A 25,925-nucleotide genomic window follows, 5' to 3' on the forward strand; every position below is an offset into this window, starting at 1 on the left:
GCCGGGCTTAGAAACCGACATCCGACAGCATCCAGACTCTGCGTAGCGGCAACTTCTCCTTGATGTCGTCGGGCAGACGGTCGTAGTTGCGCAAGACTGCGGCCACGACGTCGGTCGCCTCCCAGACCCGCACCTTGAGGTGCTGGTTTTTGAGGGCGTCGCGCGCCGGCTTCTTGAGGCCTCCCCAGGCGACCAATAGGCCCTGGTCGGCGCCATAGGTAGTCATAACGCCGTGCAACTGGGTCACCACCGGCGCACCGACCGAGTCGTCACCGGACTTGACCTGGGCCAAGATGCGCGGCGGATCAAGGCCGAGCGGGCCGCGGCCCGCGGTGATGTCGATGCCACCGTCAGGGCCGGGTGGCGACTGCGAACAGAGCAGGCCTTCGGCGGTCAGTACGGCCGTGACAAGCGTTGCCAAGCCATGGCCGGCGAACTCCTCGGCGATGCGCGAGGTGATCTGGTCGCGCGCCACCTCTTCAATGTCAGCCGTCAGCTCCGGCTCATCGACGACCGAGACGGCACCGGCATCAGCCGACACCTGACTGGACGCGTTGGGAGTGGCGGCGAGACCAAGACTGCCGGGGTCACTGCCGGTCGCCAGCAGGTTTTCAAGACGGGCGATGGCATTGTTCTTGCTGGGCGCGAAGATGCTCATGGCACTGCCCAGGGTGAATAGCAGATCCTGCTTGACCGCGGTGCGCGGCAGGTCGATTCGCTTCCAGTCGACCTTGACGACGTGGCGCCGGTCGGGGTCCGGTTCGTCCGCCAGGTAGGTATAGCCGGCCGTCACCCGTCCCAGGGCAATCTTGTTCGTGGTCTTCAGCGGCATGACCAGCAGATCACCCGGCTCGATCCGGCTGCGCAGTGCAAAGACCTGCCCGGTGTAGTTGGTCAGGCGGCCTGCCGACGCCCCCGGGAAAGCCGCTGCCACGGCGGCGGCCACCTCTTCCTTGGAGGCGTAGGGCGTGAGATCGCCAAACTCCTTCCACCCTCCGCCGGAGACACCGGTCTCGAGCGCCCACTGATCACGCTCGCCGTACTTGCCGGAGCGGATGACCCACGCCTTAGCCATTAGGCCGCGCCTCCAGCGGCGCGCAGGTCGGGCTCAGGGTCCGATGAGGCGAAGACCTCTGCTTGCTGCAGCACCAGTTCAATTGCCCGTTCCTCCTGGTCCGGTGGGTAGTCATACTTGGCCAGGAGACGCCGCACCTTGGACCGCATTGCAGCTCGTACCGACTCCTTCAGTGACCAGTCGATCGTGGCACTCGCCCTCACTGCCCAGACGAGATCGACCGCGATTTTCTTCAGAACCTCGTCGCCCATCTGTAGGACCGTGGCGTCGTTCTGAGCAATGGCGTCGTAAAAGGCCGCCTCGGCGACGGACAACCCGAGCTGTTCGTGATGGCGGTTCTGGTCGCGCATCTCCTTGGCGAGCTTGACCAACTCGGCAATGATCTCCGCCGTCGTCAGCGCCCGGTTGGTGTAGCGGTTGATGGCCTCGTCGAGCTGCTCCGAGAACCGCCGGGCCTGCACGACGTTGCTGCGCTGCACCGTCCGGATTTGATCGTTGATGAGGCGCCGGAGCAGCCCCATCTGCAGGTTGGGCTTGTCTTTGCTGGCCAGGCTGTCCAAGAACTCATTGGACAAGATGGACAACTCGGGTGCGTCGACGCCGGCCAACTTGTAGATGTCGACCACCTCGTCAGCGGCTACTGCCTCGTTGACTAGCTGGCCGATCGCCGTGTCTAGCTCCACGCCGCCCGTGCCAGCGCTGCCGGAATCAGGGCTCTGCAGTTTGACAATGGCGGCTCGAACGTCGGCGAAAAGGCGGACGTCATTGCGGACGGTGGCCGCTTCGTCGCGCGCGCCACAGAGCGCGAACGCCTTGGTCAACGCCAGGACCTGATCGAGGAAGCGCTTGGTGCGGTCCGGGTCGGCCATGACGAAGTCAAGGACCAGGGCGTGCTGCGCCAGTCGCTGCGCGGCGGGCAACTGCGGCGACGAATCGAAGGTGCATCCGTGTACGAGCGCCCGCACGATGTCGTGCTTCTCCAGCATGACGGCGACCATCTCCTCGATGGGCACGCCGGCCTGGTCGCGGTCCGTTGGTGAGTACTCGGCGAGGGCTGAGCGCAGGTTGGTGGCGACGCCGATGTAGTCGACGATTAGGCCACCGGGCTTGTCGCGGAATGTGCGGTTGACACGGGCGATGGCCTGCATCAGCCCGGCGCCCTGCATCGGCTTGTCGACGTACATCGTGTGCAGTGAGGGGGCGTCGAAGCCGGTCAGCCACATATCGCGGACGATGACCAGTTCCAGCGGATCGTTCGGGTCCTTGGCCCGGCTCTTCAGTTGCTTGCGGACGTCCTTCGGATAAATGTGAGACTGGAAAGCCGCTGGGTCAGCCGCCGAACCGGTCATGACGACCTTGATCTTGCCCGCCGCCGGATCGTCGCTGTGCCAGTCCGGCCGCAGGGCGACGATCTTGTCGTACAGGTCGACGGCGATGCGCCGCGACATGGTGACGATCATGGCCTTGCCGAACAGCTCGGCTCGGCGCCGCTCCCAGTGCTGGACAATGTCGGCGGCAATCAGGTCGAGCCGTTCGCTGGCGCCGACGACGGCCTCCAGCCGGGCCCACCTCGACTTTGCCTTGGAGGCCTCCTGCTCCTCGGCGCCTTCGGTGATCTCGTCGGCCAGCTCGTCGAGCGTCCCCAGGTCAGCCGCGTTGAGCGACACCTTGGCCAGCCGTGATTCGTAGAAGATTCGTACCGTGGCGCCGTCTTCGACGGCCCGCGTCAGGTCGTAGACGTCGATGTAGTCGCCGAAGACCGCTCGCGTCGACTTGTCGCCGGACTCGATCGGCGTGCCGGTAAAGCCGAGATAGGTGGCGTTCGGCAGGGCGTCGCGTAGGTGCTTGGCCAGGCCGGCCTTCAGCGTGCCGTCGGGGGCCAGCGACTCGCCGAAGCCATACTGCGAGCGGTGCGCCTCGTCGGCCACCACGACAACGTTGCGGCGGTCGGTCAGCACCGGGTTCTGGTCGCCACCGACCTCCGGCGCGAACTTTTGGAGCGTCGTAAAGATGATGCCGCCGGAGGCGCGCCGCAGCAGGCGGCGCAGGTCGCTCCGGGTCTCAGCCTGGACGGGATGCTCCGGCAAGACGCGGGCTGGCGCGAAGACTTCGCCGAACAGCTGGTCGTCGAGATCGTTGCGGTCGGTGATGAAGACCAGAGTCGGATTGCCCATGGCGGCCGATCGCATCATCTTGGCGGCGTACAGCAGCATCTCGATCGACTTGCCCGAGCCCTGGGTGTGCCAGACGACGCCGCCGCGCCGGTCGCCAGCGGGCCCCGCCGCTTCGATCGTCGAAGCGACGGCCGCATTGACCGCCCAGAACTGGTGGTACTTGGCGACCCGCTTGATCAGGCCGTCCGGCTCGTCGGAGAAGACGATGAAGGAGCGGACGATGTCGAGGAAGCGGCGCGGCTCAAAGACCCCTTTGACCAGGACCTCGAGCGCCGGCTTGTCCGTCACCAGCTCGCGGCCGTCGATAGTCTTCCACGGCGCGTAGTGCTCCCAGCCGGCCGTAAATGAGCCCATCGAAGCGGACATCCCGTCGGAGATGACCGTCACCGCGTTGGCCGCGAAGATTGCCGGAATGTCCGTCCGGTAGGTCTGAATCTGGTTCCAGGCGCCGCGCAGGGTCGCGTTCTCAGCCCCGGCGTTCTTCAACTCCAGCAAACCCAGCGGCAAGCCGTTGACGAAGACGACGACGTCCGGCCGCCGGTTCTTATTGTTCTCAATAACGGTGAACTGGTTGACCACCAGCCAGTCGTTGGCGGTCGGCCGGTCCCAGTCAATCAGCCAGATCAGCGAGGTGCGGACGCCACCGTCGGCTGTGCGGTGTTCGACGGGTACCCCTTGGGTGAGCAGCCGGTGGACGCGCTCGTTTTCGGCGAGTGGATTCTGCGACTCGGCTCGTCGCAGCACCCGGACGGCATCCCGGACGACCGCCGCGGGCAGGTCGGGGTTGATGCGACCGGCGGCGTCCAGCAGGCGGTCGACGAGGATCACGTCGTCGTACCCGGTCCGCTCCGGAAGGTCGCCGTCAGGGGCCAGCACTGGACCGCGGACGGTTTGGTAGCCGAGCTCGCGGAAGTAATCGAGCGCAGCCAGCTCAACGACATCCTCGGTGATGCCGCCGATGTTCATAAGACGGCTTCCTCGAGCGGACCGTCGGTCGGCAGCTCGGCTTCGTCCTCAGCGACGGGGGCCCGCAACGGCGGCTCGCCGGCCAGCTCGGCGGGCGTCATGTCGTCGCAGAGCTGGATCCAGACCGCACCGTTCGGCGAGCGGATCATCTGGAAGTCCGGCGACATCCAGCCGAAGGTTTCAAGCCGTTCCTCGTGCAGGATCCCGAGCTTCAGGCCCTCGTGCTGCAGCTCATCGAGTGAGTAGCAGTGCCGCTGGCCAAGCCGGGTGTTGCAGTTGGCGTGTCCCCAGGCCACGGAGTCAGCGACATGCTGCAGGCTGCCGTAGACCAGCGGCGTCAGGTGGAAGAGGTTGACGTCGGTCGACCGGGTGGCGCCCTCGACCTGGATGGCGGCGTTGACCAGCCCGGAGCCCTCCTCGAAGTTGACGAGCTCGTGCAGCTGCTCGTACCGGATGATGCGCAGGCAGAGTGGGCAGGCGGTCAGGCCGTGGCGCAGCACGCCGCGCAGCTCGTAACCGCTCATATCGAGCAGGCCCGCCTGCTTCAGGATGGCCTCGAGGTGACGCGCCTGGGTGGCCACGTACGGACTGCCGTAGGTGTGGACGGTCAGCCAGGCCAGGACGCACTGGCAGAGATAGTTCGTCTCGGCGGGCGCGTACTCCGGCGCGAAGATGCCCTGAGGCGGACCTTCGGAGCGCGCCGGACGTCCCGGCCCGAGGGCGGCCATGCGGAGCACGTAGTGACCCGTGTCCTCCACGCCCACGCCGCGCCTGGTTACCGGCGCGCCGTTCTTGGTCAGCCCGCGCACCTGCCAGTTCGGGAGCGGCGGCAGGCTCTCGAACGAGCTGTGGGTCCGGTACAGGACGAATGCGTCCTCGCCGACAACCGGTGCGCCGAAGACTTGGAACTCGGGCCGGACAACGCCCGGCGCCGCGAAGTACTGCTCGGGGAACAGGCGGATGACGTATCCCCCGGCGGCGTAGTCGGACAGGTTGGATGACTCGAGCCGCTCGTAGGGAATGATCACCCGGCTGCTCCTGAGCACGTGGTTCTGGTAGGCACCCTTGGCGCCACCACGCGGCGTGGCGTAGCCAGCCTTGTCCAGCTTGTTCTTGTCCTTATCGGCCAGGAAGTCCCAGGCCTCGCCTGGGAGCTGCTCGTGGCCACCGCTATGACCGCGCAGGCGGCGGCAGTTGTCGATCAGGCACAGCTCGACCGGACTCATCCAACGAGCTCCCGGTCCAGGCGCACTGCCTGCGGGGCCAGCTGCCCGGACACGATGAACGGCAGCATCTCGTCGCGCAGCGCGCGCAGCTTCCGGCCCTTCTGCTGGACCGCGGACAGCTCTTCCGGCGACGTCACGAGCTGCTCCAGCGACGACTCCATGGCGAGGACGACCTGGAAGGCGTCGAGCACCGCCACGATGCGGTCCTGAACCTCAAGAGGCGGCACGGCCAGCTCGAACTCGAACAGGTCGGCAACGTACAGCTCGGGATAGGTCGAGCCGTTGGCGACGGCGTCGAGGTACGGCTTGTTGGCCCGGAACCAGGCCGCCAAGTAGGCCGGCCGTAGTCCCTTGCCGCAGGTGAAGTTCAGGAAGCCCTGGTTGGTTGCCATCGGCACGGCGTTGACCACCACGGCGCCGACGGGCGCGCGCTTGGTCAGCATGACGGTGCCGGCGGGCATGAGCTTGGCGGCCGACGTCTTCAGCCCAGTCTGCGAGATGCAGCGCTCCGTTCGTGACACGTAGATGGAGCCGTCGAGGTCAGTGACCTCCTTGGGTGTCAGCCACGGCACGTCGCCGTCCCAGTTGTCGGCGTTACGGGTTGACGGCGTCGCGCCAGTCTCCGCCCGAAGCACGAACTCACCCGACCGGTCGGGGACCAGTGTGGTTCGCGTCCATTCCTTCGGACAGTCCAAGTAAGGCTCAGCCACCGATAACCTCCCGCAGCGTGTCGACCGCCTGGCGCGACAGCTTTTCCACCTGAGCAATCTGCTGTTCGACATCCGCCAAATCGGCCAGCAATCGCTCAGTATCCCGCTCGGTTGCCTGGGGACGGTGAGCAAAGCCGACGTAGCGACCAGGCACCAGGGAGTAGCGATGGTCTCGAATATCGTCAAGGCTGGCGTTCCGACAGAACCCCGCTTGATCCTGGTATGAGCCATCCTGGGCGCGCCAGGCGCGATAAGCACCAGCAATCTGCTCAATGTCTTCCGCGCTGAAATCGCGGTGCGTCCGGTCAATCATATGACCCAAGCGGCGGGCATCGATAAATAGCGTCCGGCCGCGACGGTCGCCATAGCGGTTGCCATTATGACCCGACGTCCGTGCGCCCTTGTTGCGAGTTAGGAACCAGAGCGAGACCGCAATCTGTGTGGAGTAAAACAGCTGGGCTGGCAGGTAGACGACGCAGTCGACAAGGTCGTCTTCGATGATCGCTCGGCGGATGTCGCCTTCACCGGACTGATTTGAGGACAATGCGCCGTTAGCGAGTACAAAGCCAGCGCTACCGTTCGGCGACAAGTGGTGCAGGAAGTGTTGCACCCAAGCGAAGTTGGCGTTGCCCTTGGACGGCAGCCCGTACTTCCACCGACGGTCCTCGGCGAGTTGTGGCTGACCCCAATCGCTCATATTGAATGGCGGGTTGGCGATGATGAAGTCAGCCCGCAGGTCAGGATGCTTGTCACGGAAGAAGCTGTCCCCAGCCTCATCGCCGAGGTTGGCGTCGATGCCGCGGATAGCGAGGTTCATCTTGGCCAGTCGCCAGGTGGCTGCGACGTACTCCTGGCCGAAGATTGAAATGTCATCACGCCGACCGCCATGGGCTGCGATGAACTCGGTGGACTGCACGAACATCCCGCCCGAGCCGCAGCAGGGGTCGTAGACCCGGCCCCCATAGGGCTCGAGCATCTCGACGAGGAGTCGGACCACCGACCGCGGCGTGTAAAACTCGCCGGCGCCGCGTCCTTCGCTGGCGGCGAAGCCGCCCAAGAAGTACTCGTACACCCTGCCGAGGACGTCGTCGGCGCCGTGGTCGACCGCGGTGAAGCCAATCGTCCCGACGAGGTCCACGAGCTCGCCGAGTAAGCGCTTGTCCAGGTCGGCGCGGCCATACGTCTTCGGAAGGACGCCCTTCAGCGACGGGTTCTCCTTCTCGATGAGGTCCATCGCTGAGTCCACGAGCTGCCCGATCGCAGCGCTCTTGGCGTTGTCCTGGAGGTAGCCCCAGCGCGCCTCGTCCGGCACCCAGAAAACGTTGTTGCTGGTGTACTCGTCCCGGGAATCCAGGATTTTCGCCCTTCGCTCCTCGGAAGGGATGTAGTCATCCGAGGCGCGGTCCGTCAATGCTGCCTCAAGTTGCCGCCGGCGAGCATCGAAGGCGTCAGAAACGTACTTCAAGAAGACCAGGCCAAGCACCACGTGCTTGTACTCCGCCGCTTCCAGGTTTCCCCGAAGCTTGTCTGCGGCGTCCCAGAGCGTCGCTTCCAGCGACTTCGCCGACTTTGCGCCCTGCATACGGATCGGCGCCGCCATTAGGCCGATCCCTTTCGAATGGTGGTTATGTCAGTAATGTGCCGCATGTTTGTGCTCCCATTATACAACCATTGCCGTCGTCCGCTGCAGCCTAAGCTGGCACTCCGACAGAACGGCGCGTGACGCTCCTGGGCGCTGCATGCGCGTCGGGGCCCAGCGTTGCAGGCTGGCCACCTCCGTCCCAGCAGTCACATTTGACCAGACGGCGCCGACGTCTCTAGCAGTCCGGCAGTGCCGCCAGCGCGTCCGCCTCGATGTCTCCGTAGGTCAGACTGGCGAAGTGCGTCACACCGGCCTGCTCGATGATCTGGATCCAGACGTCGGACTGCCGCGGGTGCTGGTGACCACCGACGTCGACTTGCCGGTGTCCGGCTGCACCGCCTGGCACAACGGCCGCTGGCTGATCGTCCTCAACGGCGCCGAGCCGCTGGTCCGCCAGCGCTTCTCACTGGCCCATGAGTTCAAGCACGCCATCGACCACCGCTTCCGCGCCGAGCTGTACGTCGACCGCCCGGGGCTCAGTGCCGCCGCCCAGGCTGAGCAGGCCGCCGACTACTTCGCCGCCTGCCTGCTGATGCCCAAGCGCTGGCTGTACGCCGCCTGGGCTGACGGCTACCAGCGGGTCAGCGAGCTGTGCCGGCTGTTCGGCGTCTCGCCGCAGGCCATGAGTCGGCGGCTGGCGCACCTTGGCCTGGGGATAGCGCCGAGCGACGACCGGAACGGAGGCCGACAATCACCGACCTACGCCCGCCTGAAGCGGCCTTGGATGAGGAGTCCGGCGTGAGCCTGCAGCCCGTGCCCAGCGTCGCCCAGGAGACCGCGCCGGCCACCGCGGTGGTCTACCTGCGCGTCAGTACCAAAGACCAGGCCGAGCGCGGCGGTGAGGCCGAAGGCTTCTCCATCCCGGCCCAGCGCCAAGCCTGCTACCGCAAGGCCGAGGCTCTCGGCGCCGAGGTGGTGGCCGAGTTCGTCGATGCCGGCGAGTCCGCCCGCTCAGCCGATCGGCCGGAGCTGCAGCGACTGCTGGCCCACCTGCAGACCGCCCCGGTCAGCTAGGTCATCGTTCACAAGGTCGACCGGCTGGCCCGGTCGCGGGCCGACGACGTCACGATCAACCTGGCCATCCAGCAGGCTGGCGCCCGGCTTGTCTCCGTCACCGAGAACATCGACGAGACGCCGAGCGGCATGCTGCTGCACGGCATCATGAGCTCGATCGCCGAGTTCTACTCGCGCAACCTAGGCGCCGAGGTCGCTAAGGGCCTGAGCCAGAAGGCAGCCAGCGGCGGTACCACCGGCCGGGCGCCGGTCGGCTACCGCAATGTCATCTCCTTCGGCAACGGCCGCGAGCTGCGCAGCGTCGAACTCGACCCCGAGCGGGCGCCGCTGATGCGCTGGGCCTTCGAGGCTTACGCCAGCGGCGACTGGACGCTGCGCTCCCTGCTGGCCGAACTGACGGCCCGCGGCTTGACCACCCGTCCGATGAAGACCCGGCCCGGTCAAGCCCTGGTCCTCAGCCACTTCACCCGCCTGCTGCGCCACCCCTACTACAAGGGCGTGGTCCGCTACCGCGGCGTCGAGTACCCCGGCCGGCACGAGCCGCTGGTGGCGGCTGAGGTCTGGCAGGCCGTCCAAGACCGGCTGGACGCCCAAGGCTACGCCGGCGAGAAACAGCGCCTGCATCACCACTACCTCAAGGGCAGCGTCTTCTGCGGCCGCTGTGGTGAGGGGCTGCTGGTCGACCACAAGACCAACCGCCACGGCACCAAGTACGAGTACTTCATCTGCGCCGGCCGGCACGAGCGGCGCACCGCCTGCACCCAGCGGGCCCTGCCGATTGACGTCGTCGAGGACCTCGTCGAGCAGGAGTACCGCGCCATCCGCCTCAGCCCGGCGCTGGCGGCCGAGCTGCAGCGACAACTACAGGAGGCCTTCACCGCCGTCAACGAGAACCTGGTGGCCGAACGGGACCGGCAGCAGCAGCGCCACCGCAAGCTGGAGGACGAACGCGGCAAGCTGCTGCAAGCCTTCTACGCCGGAGCCCTGCCGCTCGATCTCCTGAAGCGGGAGCAGGACCGCATCAGCCGCGAACTGGCCAGCGCCGCCGCCTACTTCCAGGACGCCGACGATCGGCTGCAGCGGGTGCTCGGCACACTGGATGACGCCCTGGCGCTAGCCCAGGACTGTTACCGGGCCTACTGCCTGGCCGGCCCCAAGCTGCGGCGCCAGTTCAACCAGGTGTTCTTCCGTCAGCTGCTGGTGACGGACGACGAGACGCTGACCGGTGAGCTGGCCGCGCCCTTCCAGCTGCTGCTAGCGCCCGAGCTACGGCAAGCCACCACGGACCGGGCGAGCACCTTGACTGACCTGCAGGCACTGTCCACGGGCTGGTCGACGACGTCTGCACGTCCTCGATCGGCCCCTAAACGGAACGAACCCCTGACCGCTTTCGCGGTCAGGGGTTCGAGTACTACCTATCTGGTGGAGCTGAGGGGACTCGAACCCCTGACCCCCACACTGCCAGTGTGGTGCGCTACCAGCTGCGCCACAGCCCCGTTCCGGCCCCGGTCACGTGCCCCTGAGCCGTCCGCAACTGTACATCCCCCGTCAGGAGGCACCGCGGAGGGGGTGTGGCACGCCGCCGGTCAGGACTGCTTCAGCTGGGCGATCCGCAGGTGGTTGCCGAAGGGGTCGCGCAGGCCGAAGTCGATGCCGTAGGGCTGGTCGACCGGGTCCTCGGTGATCTCCACGCCCCTGGCCTTGAGCTCGGCGTGGGTCGCGTAGGCGTCGTCGCAGGCGAGGAACAGGTGACCGCCGGCCACGCCCTTGCTGACCGCCTGCCGTACCTCGGCCGCCGTCTCCTCGCTCATCGACGGCGGACCGGGCTTCTCCAGCAGGACCTGGCGGTCCGGCTGGCCCGGCGGGACGACGGTCAGCCACCGCATCGGGCCGAACTGCATGTCGCTGTGGACGCGGAAGCCGAGCTTGCCGACGTAGAAGTCGAGGGCGGCGTCCTGGTCGGGGACGTAGATCTGGCTGATGGTGATCCCGGTCAACATGCCGACGACGCTAGGGCGGCTCAGCCCCGGGGTGCTTCTCCGAAACTGCTCGGTCGCAGCCACGCCATCGCGAAGCAGGAGGGTGCCGGCGGGAGCGGCCCGCGGCTGCGGTGGGCGCTCGGCGACTCCCCCACCACCTCCCGGAACACCCGGCTGAACGTCCCGAGGCTGCTGAAGCCGACCGCCATGCAGATGTCGGTCACGCTCCGGTCGGTCGTCCGCAGCAGGAACATGGCCCGCTCCACCCGCCGCCGCTGCAGGTAGCGGTGCGGGGTCTCCCCGAAGGTCGCCCGGAAGGTGCGGATGAAGTGGGCCTCGGAGACGTGCGCGATCGCGGCCAGGGTCGGGACGTCGAGCGGCTCGGCGTACGCGCGGTCCATCGCGTCCCGGGCGCGCAGCATCCGCCGGTTGGTGTCCTCGACCGCGCTGGCCACGGCCGCCATAACAGCAGAGGCGGGTCAGCCGACCTCGACGCCCCGCTCGGCCAGCCAGTCGACGGGGTCGACCCGCTCGCCGTTCATCCCGCCCTGGTGCACCTCGAAGTGCAGGTGCGGCCCGGTGGACTGCCCCCGGTTGCCCAGCAGCGCGATCGTGGTGCCGGCGTCCACGTAGTCGCCGACCTCGACGAGGATCTCGTCCATGTGGCCGTAGACGGTGACGTCGCCGTTCTCGTGGAGGATGTAGACGGCCAGCCCGAACCCGCTCGCGGCGCCGGCGCGCAGCACCACGCCGTCGGCGGCGGCGTACTCCGGCGTGTGCATCGGGGCGGCCAGGTCGATGCCGTAGTGGAAGGTGCCCCAGCGCGAGCCGAACCCACTGGTGAAGCGCGCCCCGGAGACCGGCAGCACCGTCTTGGGCCGGGCGGCCTCCGCCGCGGCCGCCGCGGCGGCCGCCTCGGCCTCGGCCCGCGCGGCGCGCGCGGCGGTGACCTCCTGCAGCCGCTCCTGGGCCTCGGCCTCGGTGATGGAGGCCATGGGCATGACCTCGGTCTCGTCGACGATGCCCAGCTCCTGCTGGGCGGACAGCACGCTCGTGGCCTCCGCGGCCGCCTCCGGCGGGCTCTGCAGGCCGAGGACCGCGGCGCCGACCCCGCCGGCCACCAGCGCCCCGAGCAGGGCCGACGGCCGCCGCGCCGGCACCCCGCGCCGCCGGCGGGCGGCGGGTGCGCGGTGCGATCCGGTGGCCGGACCGCTCGCGGGGGCGCTCGCGCGGGAGGTGCTGCGCATGTACCTGCCTGCTCCGTGGGGGAAGAGCCCGGGTGGGCCGGATCGCTGGCTCCGGCATCCAAACACTCCGTGACCGGCTCGTGACCCCCTACTCGGCGTGTTCATCACGACACGCCGCGTGTGACATCCCACACGCCCCAGGCGTTGCGGTCCGGTCACGGCGCGCGCGGAACGGAACCGCTCCGACCGCTCGGGAGTTTGACTCTCCGCGGGGATGGGCATGGACGCCTTCCCGGCGTGGAGCCAACGCGCCGGTCCGACCGCGGGGTCGGGCCGACGCCCCTCGGGCGGTCGAGGAACAAGTCCTCGCCCCCCGGGTGGACAGCGGCTCCGCCGTGAACCGATGATCAGCACTCCCGCTGATCCCGTCGTGCGCTCCCCGCGCCCGACACCCGCCTGCGGGACCCACCGGCCCGGTGGACCCACCTGGAGGTCATCGCACCGACGAGAGTGAAGGAACGGATGCCGCATGACGACGCCGGAGCGCTCCCCCGGCCCGCCGGCCCTCGCCGGCGCTGCCACCTGCCCCACCGCCCCGGCAGTCGCCCCGGTCCGCCCTCTCTCGGACGCGACCCTGGTGCTCCACGGTGAGCACCTGACCGTCCCCACCTACGACCGCGCCAAGCTGACGCCGTCCGTCGTCCACCTCAGCGTCGGCGGCTTCCACCGGGCCCACCAGCTCACCTACTTCGACGAGCTGGCCCAGCTCGGCATCTCCACGGGCTGGGGCGTCGTGGGCGTGGGCCTGCGGCACCGCCACATGCAGGAGGCGCTGGCGCCGCAGGACCACCTGTACACGGTGGTCGAGCGCAGCCCCGACGGGGAGCGGGCCCGCGTGGTCGGGGTGATGGTCGACTACCTCTTCGCCCCCGACGCCCCCGACGCGGTGCTCGACCGGCTGACCGACCCCCGCACGCGGATGGTCACCATGACCATCACCACGGCCGGCTACCCGCTCGACCCGCACACCGGCGAGTTCGACGACTCCGCCGCAGACCTGCAGCGCGACCTGGCCGACCCCACCCGGCCGTGCACCACGTTCGGCTACCTCGTGGAGGCGCTCGACCGCCGCCGCCGGGCCGGCACGGCGCCGTTCACGGTCGTCTCCTGCGACAACATGCACCGCAACGGCGACGCGACCCGCGCCGCCGTGGTCGGCCTGGCCCGCCGGCGCGACGAGGTGCTGGCCCGCTGGATCGCCGACCGGGTGGGCTTCCCCAGCAGCATGGTCGACCGGATCACCCCGCAGACGACCCCCGAGGAGCGCGCGGCGGTGGCCAGCCGCTACGGCGTCGACGACCGCTGGCCGGTCATCACCGAGCCGTTCTCCCAGTGGTTCATCGAGGACGACTTCCGCAACGGCCGCCCGCCGCTGGACCGGGTCGGGGTCCGTTTCGTCCCCGACGTGGCGCCCTACGAGCTGATGAAGACCCGGCTGCTGAACGCCAGCCACTCGGCGCTGGGCTACCTGGGCACGCTGGCCGGGTACGCGCAGATCGACGACCTCATGGGCGACGACGTCTTCGCCGCCTACGCGGCGCGGCTCATGGACGTCGAGGTGACCCCGCTGCTGCCCCGGCCCGAGGGCGTCGACCTCGACGAGTACAAGGCCGTGCTGCTCCAGCGCTTCGCCAACCCGGCCATCGGCGACCGGCTGCACCGCCTGTGCCGGCGCGGCTCGACGAAGATGGCCCACCACCTGCTGCCCTCGGTGCGCGAGTCGCTGGCCCGCGGGGTCCGGCCGCCGCTGCTGACCCTGGCGGTGGCCGGCTGGATCCGCTGGCTGCAGCTGCACGACGCGGTGGAGGACGAGCGCGGCGCCGAGCTCGTCGCGCTGGCGCGGGCCGGCGGAACCGATCCCCGGCCGCTGCTCGCCGTGCGGCCGGTCTTCGGGGAGCTCGCCGACGAGCCCGCCTTCGTGGCCGACCTGGCCGCCGCGCTGGCCGACCTGGTCTCCGACGGCGTCCGGCCGGCCGTGGCCGCGGCCGTCCGCCGGTCCCGAGCGGTGCCCCGGTGAGCGCCCCCTCCGCCACGCCGGCCCTGCCCGCCGACGTGGTCTCCGGTCTGCGCGCGCTGCTGTGCGACGCCGACGGCAACCTGTTCCCCAGCGAGGAACCGGCCTTCGTCGCCTCCGCCGAGGTGACCAACCGCTTCCTCGCCGAGGTCGGCTCCCCCCAGCGGTTCACCGCCGAGGAGCTCCGGCTGGCCACCACCGGCATGAACTTCCGGACGACCTCGCGGCGGCTGGCCGCCGAGGCGGGCCGGCCCGACACCGACATCGAGCCGTGGGTCGCCGAGGAGAAGCGGGCCGTCACCGCGTACCTCGGGGAGGTGCTGCGGCCGCACGAGGAGACGACCGCGGCCGTCGCCGAGCTGGCCCGCCACCTGACGCCGGCCGTGGTCAGCTCGAGCGCGCTCACCCGGCTCGACGCCTGCTTCCGCGCGACCGGGCTGGCGGGGCTGCTGCCGCCCGAGGTGCGCTTCAGCGCCGAGGACTCGCTGCCGGTCCCCACCAGCAAGCCCGACCCGGCCGTCTACCTGCACGCCTGCGAGCAGCTGGGCGTCGACCCCGCCACCGCCCTGGCCGTCGAGGACTCGCAGGCCGGCGCGCTGTCGGCCGTCCGCGCCGGCTGCCCCACGGTGGGCAACCTGCTGTTCGTGCCGCCCGCCGAGCGGGCGGAGCGGGACGCCGTCCTGCGCGAGGCGGGCGTGCTGGCCGTGGTCGCCTCCTGGCGGGAGCTCGCCGACCTGCTGCTGCCGGTGCTCACCCGCCGCGACGGCACCGAACCGACGGGAGGAACCCGGTGAACATCGTCTACGTCGCCTTCCGCGGCCACTTCTCCGACAGCCCGCGCGCGCTCTACGAGGAGCTCGTGCGCCGCGGGGTCGACGCCACCCACACGTGGCTGTCCGCCCCGCACACCGAGGCCACCTTCCCGGCCGACGTGGCCACGGTCCCCTTCGGCAGCCCGGAGTGCATCGCGGCGCTCGAGGGGGCCGACGTCGTGATCTCCAACGACCACATCCCGCTGGACTGGGAGAAGCGGCCCGGCACCACCTACCTGCAGACCTGGCACGGGACCCCGCTCAAGCGGATCCACAACGACGTCCTGTGGGCGCCGGAGGGGCGGCTGGCCTACCTGGAGCAGGACATCGCGCGCTGGGACCTGCTGCTGTCGCCCAACCCGGCCAGCACGCCGCGGTTCCGCCGCGCGTTCGGCTTCGAGGGGCCGGTGCACGAGACCGGCTACCCGCGCAACGACCTGCTCAACAGCCCCGACCGGGACGCGGTGCGCGCGCAGGTGCGCGCCGACCTCGGGATCACCGACGAGCAGACCGTCGTCCTCTACACCCCCACGTGGCGCGACGACCTGGTGTTCAAGAAGACCGGCCCGCAGGACTTCGAGTTCGCCATCGACCTCGACGACTTCTCCGCGCGGCTGGGCTCGGACCACGTGCTGCTGCTGCGGCTGCACAACATGGTGATGGACCGGCTGGAGGTGGTGGAGGGCTCCGCCGTCCGCGACGTCTGCAGCCACCCCGACATCCGCGACCTCTACCTGGCCGCCGACGTGATGGTCACCGACTACTCGTCGACGATGTTCGACTTCGCCATCACCGGCAAGCCGCTGCTGTACCTCACCTACGACCTGGAGTACTTCCAGAACGAGCTGCGCGGCTTCTACTTCGACCTCGCCGAGGTGGCCCCGACGCCGCTGCTGCGCACCAGCGAGGAGCTGGTCGCGGCGCTGGCCGACCTCGACACCGTCGTCGCCGACAGCGCAGAGCGCTACGCACGCTTCCGCGAGACCTTCTGCTCCCTGGAGGACGGCCACGCCACCGAGCGCGTCCTCGACCTGCTCTTCCCGGCGGGCACCGTGCCCGCCGGTTCCGCGAACACCCGAGGAGGGGACGACAGTGCGCATCGCTGACCGCGCTCTCGACGCCGGACCGGCCGCCGGTCTGCTGGAACTCGCCCGCTCCGCCAGCACACGCCGGCCGGCGACCGTCCCGGTCCAGGTCGTGATCCTGGCCGCCGGCATGGGCACCCGCCTGGGGCGCCCGCACCCCAAGCCGCTGACGCCGCTGCACGACGGCCGCAGCATCCTGCAGCGCCAGCTCGACACGCTCCGCGCGGTCTTCGGGCCGGCGGTCGACGTGACGGTCGTCGTGGGCTTCAAGGCCAAGCGGGTCATGCGCGCCGCGCCCGACGTCCGCTTCGTCTACAACCCCGACTACGCCAAGACCAACACCTCGCAGAGCCTGCTGCGCGCCCTGCGCGCCACGCGGGACGGCGGCGTGCTGTGGCTCAACGGCGACGTCGTGTTCGACCCGGCCGTGCTCGAAGCGGCGCTGCCGTCGGTGCTGGCCGACGAGAGCTTCGTCTGCGTCGACACCTCCACCGTCGCCGACGAGGAGGTCAAGTACACCCTCGACGGCGAGGGCTGCATCGCCGAGCTGTCCAAGACGGTGGTCGGCGGCCTGGGCGAGGCCGTGGGCATCAACTACGTCTCCGGCGCCGACAAGCCGGTGCTGGTCGAGCACCTGGCCGCCTGCGCGGCGCAGGACTACTTCGAGCGCGGCATCGAGACCGCGATCGGGGCCGACGGCCTGCGGGTCCGGCCGGTCGACATCAGCCGGTTCTCCGCCGTCGAGGTCGACTTCGAGACCGACCTGCAGCGCGCCAACGAGCTGTTCTCCAACCGGGCGCTGCTGCACCCGGTACCCGAGACCGCGTAGTCCCGCGGGCGGCGGGCCTCAGCCCGCGGGCTGGGGCTCCGCCGCGCGGGCGGCGGACTCCCGGAACCGGCGCACCGCGGCGACGCCACCGGGCACGAGCCCGGCACCCAGGCCGAGCAGCAGCGCGACCACGACCCGGGCGAACGCGTCCGGGCCGGCCGAGAGCACGTTCGCGCTCCACATGACGTCGACGTCGGGCAGGCCCTGCACCAGCAGCAGCCAGCCGAGGACGGCGGCGCACAACCCCGCCATCCGCCCGCGGCCGCGCCACGCGGCCCGGGCGCCGAGGACGGCGACGAGCAGCGCGGCGAGCGCCGGCAGCAGCGCCGAGGCGATCGCCCCCGCGTGCGAGCTGATGCTGGCCGGCGGTTCCGGGGTGGCCAGCGCGTGCGCCAGCGCCCCGGCCCCGCCCACCAGCATCGCCACGCCCAGCGGGCGGGCGTCGCGGGCCAGCAGCCCGGCCGCCAGCGCGGCGGCGGCGACGGCCAGGTGCGCCGGCCACACCACCCACGGCGAGGGCGGGGGCTCCCAGGTGAGCTCCCCCGCCACCTCGATGTCGGTCCCGCCGTGGGTCATGGGCACGACCCACCGGGAGACGACGTGCGCGCGGTCAGGGTCGGCAGCGACCGTCGGGGGCAGCTGCCCCTCGCTCATCCAGTGCGTGCGGTGGTCGTGCCAGACGTACTCGGACCCGGTCGAGACCTGCACCCACTCGGGCTCGGCGCCGACGTCGGCGGTCTCGGGGACGTCGGCGCGGCCGAACCGGTCGAGGTTGAGGTAGGTCGCCGGGCTGCGGCTGTTGCGCCAGACGCCGTCCGGGCCGATCCGCAGGTAGGGCTCGCCGCTGTAGCCGGGGACCTCGACGTCGGTGCCGGTGGTGTTGACGACCTCGAACTCGTCGCCGAACTGCAGCACCCGGACGGTCACGCCGGGCACCTGGGGGCTGACCGAGGTGATGCGCCCGTCGAAGTCGCTGCCGGCGACGTCGCCGCCGACGTGGGCGACCGCCGGGCCGGCCAGCGCCAGCACGGCGACGATGCCCGCCAGGATCACCAGGAGGCGGGCCGGCGTCCTGCGCACCGCTATCCCTCCACGACCTTCTCGAGGTCCGAGGCGATGTCCGCGGCGGTGTTGCCGCCGTCGAAGGCCACGTGCGCCTGGTCGTCGGAGCCGTACAGCAGCAGGATCGTCGAGTGCTGGCGGCCCTGGTCCTCGGCCAGCGGCACGCCCGCCGCCAGCTGGGCGCGGTCGATGGCGCCCTGCTCCCCGGTCAGGCCGGTGAAGTCGACCGGCAGGTCGGCGTCGAAGCGGCCGAGGTACTCCCCCAGCACCGGGCCGACGTCGGTGGCCGGGTCGGTGGTGACGAAGACCACCTGCACCTGCTCGGCCACCGCCGGGTCCAGCCGGCGCAGCGCGAGCGCGACGTCGGCCATGGTCGTCGGGCAGATGTCGGGGCAGTTCGTGTAGCCGAAGAACAGCAGCGTCGGGCGCCCCGCCGTCCGCTCGGCGAAGTCGTAGGCCGCGCCGGAGGTGTCGGTGAGGGTGAACGACGGCCGCTGGTAGGGGTCGGGCAGGTCGAGGCCGGCGTACTCGTCGTCGGGGCCCTCGACGGTGACCCCGCCGGAGTGGTCGTGGCCCGAGGAGGGAGCGGCCGCCTCGTCGTCCGTGTCCGCGGCCGAGCAGCCGCCCAGCAGCAGGCCGGCGGCCAGCGCGAGGGCGGGCAGCCGGCGGAGCGATGCGGTCACGAGGACACGGTACGTCGGCCGGCGCGGTACCCGAGGACGACACCGGCGAGGCCGGTGAACAGCGCCAGGAGGGCCAGGAAGAGGGCCAGGCCGGTGGCGTCGTCGCCCTCGGCGGCCGCGGTGTCGTGCCCGTGGGCGCCGTCCCCGGACGACGCGGGCGTGGCCCCGGCCGCGGTGAGCGCCAGGACGGGCGCCGGGCGCTCGGGCTCCTCCTGGCCCTCGACGGTGGGCTCGATCCAGGCGCTCTCCGTCCCGTCGCTGTAGGTCTGCACCGCCGGCAGCACGAGGGAGCCGGTGTCGGGCAGCGGGCCGGCGGAGACGGCGAACTCCTGGAACTGGCCCGGTGCGATGCCGGCGCCGGCGTCGGCCCGCCACTCGAGCTGGGAGACGTAGGAGGTGACGGGGGTGCCCTCGACATCGACCGGGTCGGGCAGCTGCGAGCGGGTGGCGGTCACGGTCCAGCCGGGCACCGGCCGGGTGCTCACCGAGACCAGCGGCGTCTCCGTCGGCAGCTGCACGCGCAGGGAGACCGTGCTGGCGGTGGCGCTCTCGTTCGGCACCCGGAAGGTGAGCGTGCCGAACCCGCCGGGTGCGGCGTCGTCGGACGACACGGTGACGTGCGCCGACGCGCCGCCCGCGACGGCGACCGAGGCCGCCAGGGCGGTCAGGACGGCCAGCACGACGACGCAGGCGCGCGCGAGCGGGCGGGGCGGGGACATGCTGCTCCTCGGAGGCCGGGCGGGCCCGCTCAGCGGACCGGGAACTCGGTGCTGGCGGTGGTGGCGGTGAACTCGTCGAGCCGCACCGAGACGGCGAGGGTCCACGTGCCGGCCGAGGGGACGACGGTGCCGTCGCCGACGTAGTGGCCCGGGCCGGCCGGCTCCAGCTCGACGGTCAGCGGGCCGATCTCCTGGGCGGGCTCGGTGAGCGTGACCCGGATGTCCTCGGGCTGGGTGAGCTGCCCGGACTCGTCGAACAGGTACACGTGCAGGGTGTTGGCGCCGGGCGCGGCGGGGTCCAGGGAGATCTGCACCGACCCGGACTCGCCGGCCGACGACTGCAGCGGCACGGTCACGTCGACCGGCTCGGACGCCGTGGCCCGGGCCGGCGGCGTGCCGACCAGCACCGCCGAGAGCGCCAGCACCACGGCGGCCAGGCCCAGCTCGACCAGCACCGAGCGCCGCAGCGCGCCCCGCTCGGCGGCCGCGCCGACGGCGAGCCCCTCCTCGCGGGCGGCGGCCGCCCGGACGACCTCCGGCGCGGGCGCCTCGCCGGCGGCGAACGCGTGGGCGGTCACCCGCCCGCGGCGCGGCGCGCGGCGGGGGCGCACGCCCAGGCGCTGCTGCACCCAGACGCGGGAGACCCCGGCCGCCGCGAGCACCAGGAGCACCAGGGCCAGCTTGGCCAGCAGCAGCCGCCCGTAGCCGGTGGAGAACAGGGCGTCGGGCGAGCCGACCTCCCGCACCGACTGCACGACGCCCGAGACGACGAGGACGGCGACCGAGGCCGCGGCGACCCGGGAGAACCGGGGCAGCGCCTCGGCCATCTGGGCGGCGGGGACGCCTTCCCGCAGCAGGGCGGCGAGCAGCGCGACCAGGCCGCCGAGCCACAGCGCCATCGCGGCCACGTGGGCCGTGGCGGCGAGCACGGCGATCGCCGGGTACGGGCCGGCCACCGGGTGGCCGACCGCGGCGGTGGTGAGGACGAGGCCGGTCGCCAGGACGCCGCCGAGCACCAGCGCCCGGGGCACCGGCACCTCCCCGCGCCGCAGCCACGGCAGCAGCAGGAGCGCGAGCCCCGCGGTGAGGGCGAGCCGGACGAGGAGCGCCACGCCGAGCTCGGACTGCGCCGTGGCCGACAGCAGCGAGGGGTCGGCGACCGAGCCGAGGCCGCTCGCCGCCGCGTACGGGCCCTGCACCAGGAAGGTCAGCACCGCGCCGACGGCGACGGCGGCCAGGCCCACGGCGGTGAGGCGGCGCAGCAGCGCCGAGCCCCAGCCGCCCGGCCAGCACAGCGCGGCCATCGCCGGCACGCCGACCGCCAGGGCCAGCCCGGCGAAGCCGGTCCAGCGGCCGGTGGGCAGGGCGACGGCGACCGCGGGGTCGGTGTCGTCGCCCGAGCCGGCCACGGAGGCGTCGACCAGCGCGCCGTCGCCGACCACGAAGGAGAACGAGCCGGAGATCGGGTGCGAGTCGGCGGAGATCACCCGGTAGGTGACCAGGTAGCCGTCGTCGCCCAGCCCGTCGCGCAGCCCCACGCGGACGGTGCTGCCGTCGACCCGGGCGTCCCCGGTGTCCACGCGCTCGCCGCCGGAGTCCAGGACGCGCAGGTAGCCCGCGCCGAGGGAGACCCCCTCGGTGAACTCCAGCGAGACCTGCTCGGGGACGGCGGACAGCCGCGCACCCTCACCCGGGTCGGTCGACACCAGGCTGGCGTGCGCCGACGCCGGGGGCGCGGTCCCGACCCCCGCGGTCAGGAGGGCGGCGAGCAGCAGGAGCAGGAGCGCCGCCGACCGGCCCGGGGACCACCGGGCTGCACGGCTCACGCCACCACTCTCTCACGCGCGAGCGCGTGAGAGCGCCGTCGGCCGCGCCACGCGACGACGCTCACGAGGACGACACCGGCGACCAGCAGGACGTGCGCCGCCGCGCGCTCCGCGTGCACGTGCCCCGCGCCCAGGTCGCCGACGGTCAGCACCGTGAGCAGGACGACGAAGGTGCCCAGGAACGGCAGCGCGCCGGCGGCCAGCCGCGGGCCGGCGGCGACGGCGACGAAGGCGGCGCCAGCGGCCAGGTTCCAGGCACCGGTCTCGTGGGCCATGTGCACCGGTGCGCTCATCGCGGCCGTCCCGGTCACCAGCGCGGGCCAGGCCAGCAGCGCCTGCGCGGCGCCGACCGCCAGCAGCGCCAGCCGCAGCCCCGCCGTCACCAGCCCGGCCCGGGCGGCCGCCGCGGCGCCGGGCAGCTGCCGCGGCAGGGCGGAGAGCACCGCCGCCGTGAGGTCGGGCACCGGCGGGGCGGGCGCGAGCCGCGCGCGGCGGGTCACGACGGCGGCCGAGTCGGCCCACGCCGCGCAGGCCGGGCACCCGGCCAGGTGCGCGTCGAGCTCCTCGACCGGCATCCCCGGCGACTCGCCGTCGAGCCGCGCGGAGGCCGCCTCACGGAATCCGGGACACTGCATGGGGAGATAGTCGTCGGCCGGGCCCCCGGGGTTCCCCCCTAGGACGGGGATGTCCCCCGGGCCGGCGCCCCGGGAGGATCGGGCACGTGGAGGACCTGGAGCGCTACGCGGAGGCGGCCGCCGGGGGCGACGCCCTCGCCGCGGCGGCCCTCGTGCGGGCGACCCAGTCCGACGTGTGGCGGCTGTGCGCCGCGCTGGTCGACCGGGGCAGCGCCGACGACCTCACCCAGGAGACCTACCTGCGGGCCTTCGGTGCGCTGCACCGCTTCGAGGGCCGCTCCACGCTGCGGACGTGGCTGCTGTCGATCGCCCGCCGGGCGTGCGCCGACGCCCTGCGCTCCCGGCGCCGCCGGCGGCTGACGCTGGTGTCCGACGACGCGGTGCTCGAGGCGCTGGAGGGCCCGGCGGCCGGGACCGCCGACCGCGTGGGCGAGGGCGCCGTCGTCGGCGACCTGCTGGCCCGGCTGGCCCCCGAGCGCCGGGAGGCGTTCGTGCTCACCCAGCTCCTGGGGCTGCCCTACGCCGAGGCCGCGGAGGTGGCGGGCTGCCCCGTGGGCACGATCCGGTCCCGGGTCGCCCGGGCGCGTGAGGACCTCGTCACAGCACTCACCGACGCGGGGGACGACGCGGCCTCGATGTGACCGCGGGGTGAACGGCGGGTGAACCGGGCACCTATGCTGCCCGACGGCCGTGCGCCCGCTCCCGGACCGGGGTCGGACGTCCGGGACCCCACTGCCGACCGGAGCGACACGTGCCCTTCAGCCTCACGCCCAAGGACTCGACCTTCTTCCCGTTGTTCACCGCCTCGGCGGAGAACCTGGTGGCCGCGACCGACGTCCTGAGCGAGTTCATCCACGACCACGCCCGCCGCGACGAGCTCGCCGCCCGGCTGCGGGAGCTGGAGCACGTGGGTGACCAGTCCACGCACGCGATCTTCCGGCAGCTCAACTCGAGCTTCGTGACGCCGTTCGACCGCGAGGACATCTACAACCTGGCCAGCGACCTCGACGACGTCATGGACTTCGTCGAGGCCGCCGCGGACCTGGTCGTCCTCACCGGCCTGGGCACCCTGCCGGCCGAGATGCACCAGCAGACCGCCCTGCTGCAGCGCGCCGCCCAGACCACCGCCGAGGCCATGCCGCGGCTGCGGACGATGAAGGACCTCTCCGAGTACTGGATCGAGGTCAACCGGATCGAGAACGAGGCCGACAAGCTCTACCGCCGGCTGCTCTCCCGGCTCTACAGCGGCGAGTTCGACGCGCTGGAGATCCTCAAGCTCAAGGAGGTGGCCGACCAGCTGGAGGAGGCCGCCGACGCCTTCGAGCACGTGGCGAACGTGGTCGAGACCATCACGGTCAAGGAGTCCTAGGCCGCGATGGACCTCTGCTGATGGACGCCGCCTTCATCGCCCTGGTCGTCATCGTCCTGGTCGCCCTGGCCTTCGACTACACCAACGGGTTCCACGACGCGGCGAACGCGATCGCCGTCGCGGTCTCCACCAAGGCGCTCACCCCGAGGGTGGCGCTGGCGCTGGCCGCGGTGATGAACCTGGTCGGCGCGCTGCTGTCGACCGAGGTGGCCAAGACCGTCGGCGACGGGATCATCGACCCGCCCGTCGGCAACGAGGGGCTGCAGGTCGTCTTCGCCGCCCTCATCGGCGCGATCGTCTGGAACATGATCACGTGGTGGTTCGGGCTGCCGTCCTCCTCCTCGCACGCGCTGATCGGCGGCCTGGTCGGCGCGGCCCTGGCGGCCGCGCACAGCGTCCAGTGGATGGGCGTGTTCGAGAAGGTCGTCATCCCGATGGTCGTCTCGCCGCTGGTCGGCTTCGGCCTGGGCTACCTGTTCATGCTCGCGATCCTGTGGGCCTTCCGGAACGCCAACGTGACCCGCGCCAACCGCGGCTTCCGGTACGCGCAGATCGCCAGCTCGGCGACGATGGCGCTGGGCCACGGCCTCCAGGACGCGCAGAAGACGATGGGCGTCATCACCCTGGCGCTGTTCACCGCCGGTGAGATCGACGACTTCACCGTGCCGCTGTGGGTCGTGCTCGCCGCCGCCCTCGCGATCAGCGCGGGCACCTACGCCGGCGGCTTCCGGATCATGCGGACCATGGGGCGGCGGATCATCCAGCTCACCCCGGCCGGCGGCTTCTCGGCCCAGACGGTCGCCTCGGGCGTGATGGTGACGACGGCGACGGTGTTCGCCGTCCCCGTCTCCACCACCCACATCACGACGACCTCGATCATGGGCGTGGGGTCGACCCGGCGGCTGTCGGCGGTGCGCTGGGGCGTGGCCGGCAACATCGTCGCCGCGTGGGTGGTCACGCTCCCCGCGGCCGGGGCCGTCGCGGCGCTCGCGTACTTCGCCACCAACGCCGTCGTGGGCTGAGCCCGGCCGTGCCCGGCGGGGAGGCCGTGTCCGCGCCCGTCGCGCTCGGCACCGCCCGGGGCCGCTGGCTGCTCGCGGCCACGGTGCTGGCGTCGGGCATGGCCCTCCTGGACGCCTCGGCGGTGAACGTGGCCCTCCCGGCGATCGGCGCGGAGCTGGACGCCTCCCTGTCGGGCCTGCAGTGGACGGTCACCGGCTACACGCTGGCGCTGGCCGCCCTGGTGCTGCTCGGCGGCTCGCTCGGCGACCGGTACGGCCGGCGCCGGGTGTTCCTGGTCGGGGTGGCGTGGTTCGCGGTCGCGTCGCTGCTGTGCGGGCTGGCGCAGAGCACCGGGCAGCTCGTGGCGGCGCGGGTGGTGCAGGGCGTCGGCGCGGCGCTGCTGACCCCCGGCAGCCTGGCCCTGGTCCAGGCCTCGGTGCGGCCGGGCGACCGGGCCCGCGCCATCGGGCTGTGGTCGGGCCTCGGCGGCGTCGCCGGGCTGGTCGGGCCCTTCCTGGGCGGGGCGCTGGTCGACGCGGTCAGCTGGCGGCTGGTGTTCCTGCTCAACGTGCCCGTGGCCGTCGTCGTCCTGGCCGTCGCGGGCCGCCACGTGCCCGAGAGCCGGGCCGCGGGGCCGGCCGGTCGCTTCGACGTCCCGGGCGCGCTGCTCGGCGCCGCCGCGCTCGGCGGCGTCACGTACGCGCTGATCGCCGCCGGGGAGCGCCCCGGGGACGCCGACGTGTGGGCCGCCGCGGCCGCGGGCCTGCTCGCCGGGGCCGGGTTCGTCGTGCGGGAGCGCCGCACCGCCGATCCGCTGCTGCCGCCGCGGCTGTTCGCCGACCGGCAGTTCACCGGCGCCAACCTCGCCACGCTCGCCGTCTACGCGGCGCTCGGCGGGGTGCTGCTGTTCCTCGTCCTCCAGCTGCAGACCGCCCTGGGGTACGGCGCGACCGCGGCGGGCGCCGCGATGCTCCCCTCGATCGCCGTCATCACGCTGCTCTCCGCCCGCGCCGGGGCGCTGGCGGCCCGGATCGGTCCCCGCCGCCCGATGACGGCCGGGCCGCTGGTGGCCGCCGCCGGGACGGCGTGGCTGGCCACGGTCGACGGCGAGCAGCCCTACGTCGTCGACGTGCTGCCCGGCTCGCTCCTGCTCGGGCTCGGCATGGCCGCGACGGTGGCGCCGCTGACGGCCACCGTGCTGGCGGCGGCGCCCGACGCGCTGACCGGCGCGGCGTCCGGGGTGAACAACGCCGTGGCGCGCGCGGCGCAGCTGCTGGCCGTCGCCGCGTTGCCGGTGGCGGTCGGGCTGTCCGGCGCGGACTACGCCGACCCGGTGACCCTCGCCACTCCGTACCGGACGGCGGTGCTGGTCTGCGCCGCGCTGTACGCGGTGGGGGGCCTGCTCGCCTGGGCCACCGTGCGCGACGACGTCCTGCGGCCGTGAGGCGGACCGGTCCCACTGGGTGGACGCACCCACGACCTTTGTCGACCGACCTGGTAGACATAGGCCTCGTGGCGGCGACGGCGGTGCTCCTCGTGGGGCGGATCCACGTCGACCTGCTGCGCGTCTGCGCCGCACGCTGTCCGGGCAGCTGACTCCCGCGCCCCGAGCGCCTCCCCCGTTCCTCCCCGCACCACCGCGCGCCTGCCGCGCGCCCGCGGGCCACCCCCTCGGAGTCCTGCCCCCGTGAAGACCCTGGTCCTGCTCGCGCTCGCGGGCCTCGGCGCACAGCTCGTCGACGGCAGTCTCGGCATGGCCTACGGCGTCACCTCCTCGACGCTGCTGCTGGCCATCGGCACCAACCCCGCCGCCGCCTCGGCCACGGTGCACCTGGCCGAGATCGGCACCACGCTGA

Annotated in this window: 22 protein-coding genes, 1 tRNA gene and 1 pseudogene; 10 read left to right on the plus strand and 14 right to left on the minus strand. The window is 71.8% G+C overall.

Features of this window, described 5'->3' with window-relative positions; translation table 11 throughout:
* Positions 1-7: 7 nt before the first annotated feature.
* From ACI8AX_RS10450 to ACI8AX_RS10470, 5 genes are read right to left on the minus strand one after another with little or no spacing between them, the layout of a single operon-like run.
* The gene (locus ACI8AX_RS10450) at positions 8-1,075 is read right to left on the minus strand and encodes a restriction endonuclease (RefSeq protein ID WP_456549741.1); all 1,068 of its coding nucleotides are present in this window, start codon (positions 1,073-1,075) and stop codon (positions 8-10) included.
* Positions 1,075-4,215: a type I restriction endonuclease subunit R gene (locus tag ACI8AX_RS10455; protein WP_456549742.1), complete on the minus strand. Its 3,141-nt coding sequence runs from the start codon at positions 4,213-4,215 to the stop codon at positions 1,075-1,077. The genes ACI8AX_RS10450 and ACI8AX_RS10455 overlap by 1 nt, the downstream gene beginning before the upstream one ends.
* Entirely contained in the window at positions 4,212-5,441 is a 1,230-nt protein-coding gene (locus tag ACI8AX_RS10460) for a hypothetical protein (protein WP_456549743.1), read from the minus strand. Before ACI8AX_RS10460 ends, ACI8AX_RS10455 begins: the two co-directional genes overlap by 4 nt.
* Positions 5,438-6,151 carry a restriction endonuclease subunit S gene (locus tag ACI8AX_RS10465; RefSeq protein ID WP_456549744.1) on the minus strand — a complete coding sequence of 238 codons (714 nt, stop codon included), beginning with the start codon at positions 6,149-6,151 and terminating at the stop codon, positions 5,438-5,440. Before ACI8AX_RS10465 ends, ACI8AX_RS10460 begins: the two co-directional genes overlap by 4 nt.
* Positions 6,144-7,751, minus strand: coding sequence for an N-6 DNA methylase (locus ACI8AX_RS10470; protein ID WP_456549745.1), 1,608 nt, complete (start codon positions 7,749-7,751; stop codon positions 6,144-6,146). Before ACI8AX_RS10470 ends, ACI8AX_RS10465 begins: the two co-directional genes overlap by 8 nt.
* A 280-nt stretch (positions 7,752-8,031) precedes the next feature.
* On the opposite strand from ACI8AX_RS10470, the gene ACI8AX_RS10475 reads away from it, so the two are divergent.
* Together ACI8AX_RS10475 and ACI8AX_RS10480 are read left to right on the plus strand one after the other, a co-directional pair.
* Positions 8,032-8,535 (plus strand): ImmA/IrrE family metallo-endopeptidase, encoded by a 504-nt coding sequence (locus tag ACI8AX_RS10475; protein WP_456549746.1) that lies wholly within the window; start codon positions 8,032-8,034, stop codon positions 8,533-8,535.
* Between the two features lie 50 nt (positions 8,536-8,585).
* Positions 8,586-9,563 (plus strand): annotated as a pseudogene (locus ACI8AX_RS10480) (recombinase family protein); the annotation flags it as partial.
* Positions 9,564-10,227: 664 nt separating this feature from the next.
* On the opposite strand, the gene ACI8AX_RS10485 reads toward ACI8AX_RS10480, so the two are convergent.
* The 4 genes from ACI8AX_RS10485 to ACI8AX_RS10500 all read right to left on the minus strand — a co-directional run bounded on the left by ACI8AX_RS10485 (position 10,228) and on the right by ACI8AX_RS10500 (position 12,033).
* Positions 10,228-10,303: transfer RNA gene (locus ACI8AX_RS10485), tRNA-Ala, on the minus strand.
* A 90-nt stretch (positions 10,304-10,393) separates the two neighbouring features.
* Complete coding sequence (locus tag ACI8AX_RS10490; protein ID WP_456549747.1) at positions 10,394-10,807, minus strand: VOC family protein; 414 nt, start codon at positions 10,805-10,807, stop codon at positions 10,394-10,396.
* 20 nt (positions 10,808-10,827) lie between these two features.
* Positions 10,828-11,241, minus strand: a complete 414-nt coding sequence (locus ACI8AX_RS10495) for a helix-turn-helix domain-containing protein (RefSeq protein ID WP_456549748.1) — start codon at positions 11,239-11,241, stop codon at positions 10,828-10,830.
* 24 nt (positions 11,242-11,265) lie between these two features.
* Entirely contained in the window at positions 11,266-12,033 is a 768-nt protein-coding gene (locus ACI8AX_RS10500; protein WP_456549749.1) for a M23 family metallopeptidase, read from the minus strand.
* Between the two features lie 469 nt (positions 12,034-12,502).
* Between ACI8AX_RS10500 and ACI8AX_RS10505 the strand changes: the two genes are divergently transcribed.
* Genes ACI8AX_RS10505 through ACI8AX_RS10520 form a run of 4 tightly spaced genes read left to right on the plus strand, consistent with a single transcriptional unit; the run spans position 12,503 to position 16,773 of the window.
* A complete protein-coding gene (locus tag ACI8AX_RS10505) occupies positions 12,503-14,050 on the plus strand; it encodes a mannitol dehydrogenase family protein (RefSeq protein ID WP_456549750.1) in 1,548 nt (515 codons plus the stop codon).
* Positions 14,047-14,841, plus strand: coding sequence for an HAD family hydrolase (locus tag ACI8AX_RS10510; protein WP_456549751.1), 795 nt, complete (start codon positions 14,047-14,049; stop codon positions 14,839-14,841). The genes ACI8AX_RS10505 and ACI8AX_RS10510 overlap by 4 nt, the downstream gene beginning before the upstream one ends.
* Positions 14,838-15,965: a CDP-glycerol glycerophosphotransferase family protein gene (locus ACI8AX_RS10515; RefSeq protein WP_456549752.1), complete on the plus strand. Its 1,128-nt coding sequence runs from the start codon at positions 14,838-14,840 to the stop codon at positions 15,963-15,965. The genes ACI8AX_RS10510 and ACI8AX_RS10515 overlap by 4 nt, the downstream gene beginning before the upstream one ends.
* A complete protein-coding gene (locus ACI8AX_RS10520) occupies positions 15,952-16,773 on the plus strand; it encodes a phosphocholine cytidylyltransferase family protein (RefSeq protein WP_456549753.1) in 822 nt (273 codons plus the stop codon). The genes ACI8AX_RS10515 and ACI8AX_RS10520 overlap by 14 nt, the downstream gene beginning before the upstream one ends.
* Positions 16,774-16,791: 18 nt before the next feature.
* Here ACI8AX_RS10520 and ACI8AX_RS10525 read toward each other — a convergent pair whose 3' ends face one another.
* Genes ACI8AX_RS10525 through ACI8AX_RS10545 form a run of 5 tightly spaced genes read right to left on the minus strand, consistent with a single transcriptional unit; the run spans position 16,792 to position 21,698 of the window.
* Complete coding sequence (locus ACI8AX_RS10525; RefSeq protein ID WP_456549754.1) at positions 16,792-17,853, minus strand: hypothetical protein; 1,062 nt, start codon at positions 17,851-17,853, stop codon at positions 16,792-16,794.
* 2 nt (positions 17,854-17,855) lie between these two features.
* On the minus strand, positions 17,856-18,518 hold the full coding sequence (locus ACI8AX_RS10530; protein ID WP_456549755.1) for an SCO family protein: 663 nt from the start codon (positions 18,516-18,518) through the stop codon (positions 17,856-17,858).
* Complete coding sequence (locus ACI8AX_RS10535) at positions 18,515-19,237, minus strand: YcnI family copper-binding membrane protein (protein WP_456549756.1); 723 nt, start codon at positions 19,235-19,237, stop codon at positions 18,515-18,517. The genes ACI8AX_RS10530 and ACI8AX_RS10535 overlap by 4 nt, the downstream gene beginning before the upstream one ends.
* 29 nt (positions 19,238-19,266) lie before the next feature.
* Positions 19,267-21,063 carry a copper resistance CopC/CopD family protein gene (locus tag ACI8AX_RS10540; protein ID WP_456549757.1) on the minus strand — a complete coding sequence of 599 codons (1,797 nt, stop codon included), beginning with the start codon at positions 21,061-21,063 and terminating at the stop codon, positions 19,267-19,269.
* Positions 21,060-21,698 (minus strand): zf-HC2 domain-containing protein, encoded by a 639-nt coding sequence (locus tag ACI8AX_RS10545; RefSeq protein WP_456549758.1) that lies wholly within the window; start codon positions 21,696-21,698, stop codon positions 21,060-21,062. Before ACI8AX_RS10545 ends, ACI8AX_RS10540 begins: the two co-directional genes overlap by 4 nt.
* Before the next feature lie 86 nt (positions 21,699-21,784).
* Between ACI8AX_RS10545 and ACI8AX_RS10550 the strand changes: the two genes are divergently transcribed.
* From ACI8AX_RS10550 to ACI8AX_RS10565, 4 genes are all read left to right on the plus strand, one after another.
* Positions 21,785-22,339, plus strand: a complete 555-nt coding sequence (locus ACI8AX_RS10550; RefSeq protein WP_456549759.1) for a sigma-70 family RNA polymerase sigma factor — start codon at positions 21,785-21,787, stop codon at positions 22,337-22,339.
* Between the two features lie 110 nt (positions 22,340-22,449).
* On the plus strand, positions 22,450-23,067 hold the full coding sequence (locus ACI8AX_RS10555; protein WP_456549760.1) for a DUF47 domain-containing protein: 618 nt from the start codon (positions 22,450-22,452) through the stop codon (positions 23,065-23,067).
* Positions 23,068-23,087: 20 nt separating this feature from the next.
* Complete coding sequence (locus ACI8AX_RS10560) at positions 23,088-24,089, plus strand: anion permease (protein ID WP_456549761.1); 1,002 nt, start codon at positions 23,088-23,090, stop codon at positions 24,087-24,089.
* A gap of 26 nt (positions 24,090-24,115) precedes the next feature.
* A complete protein-coding gene (locus ACI8AX_RS10565; RefSeq protein ID WP_456549762.1) occupies positions 24,116-25,513 on the plus strand; it encodes an MFS transporter in 1,398 nt (465 codons plus the stop codon).
* Positions 25,514-25,925 lie beyond the last annotated feature (412 nt).

The organism is Blastococcus sp. SYSU D00813, from assembly GCF_054050735.1.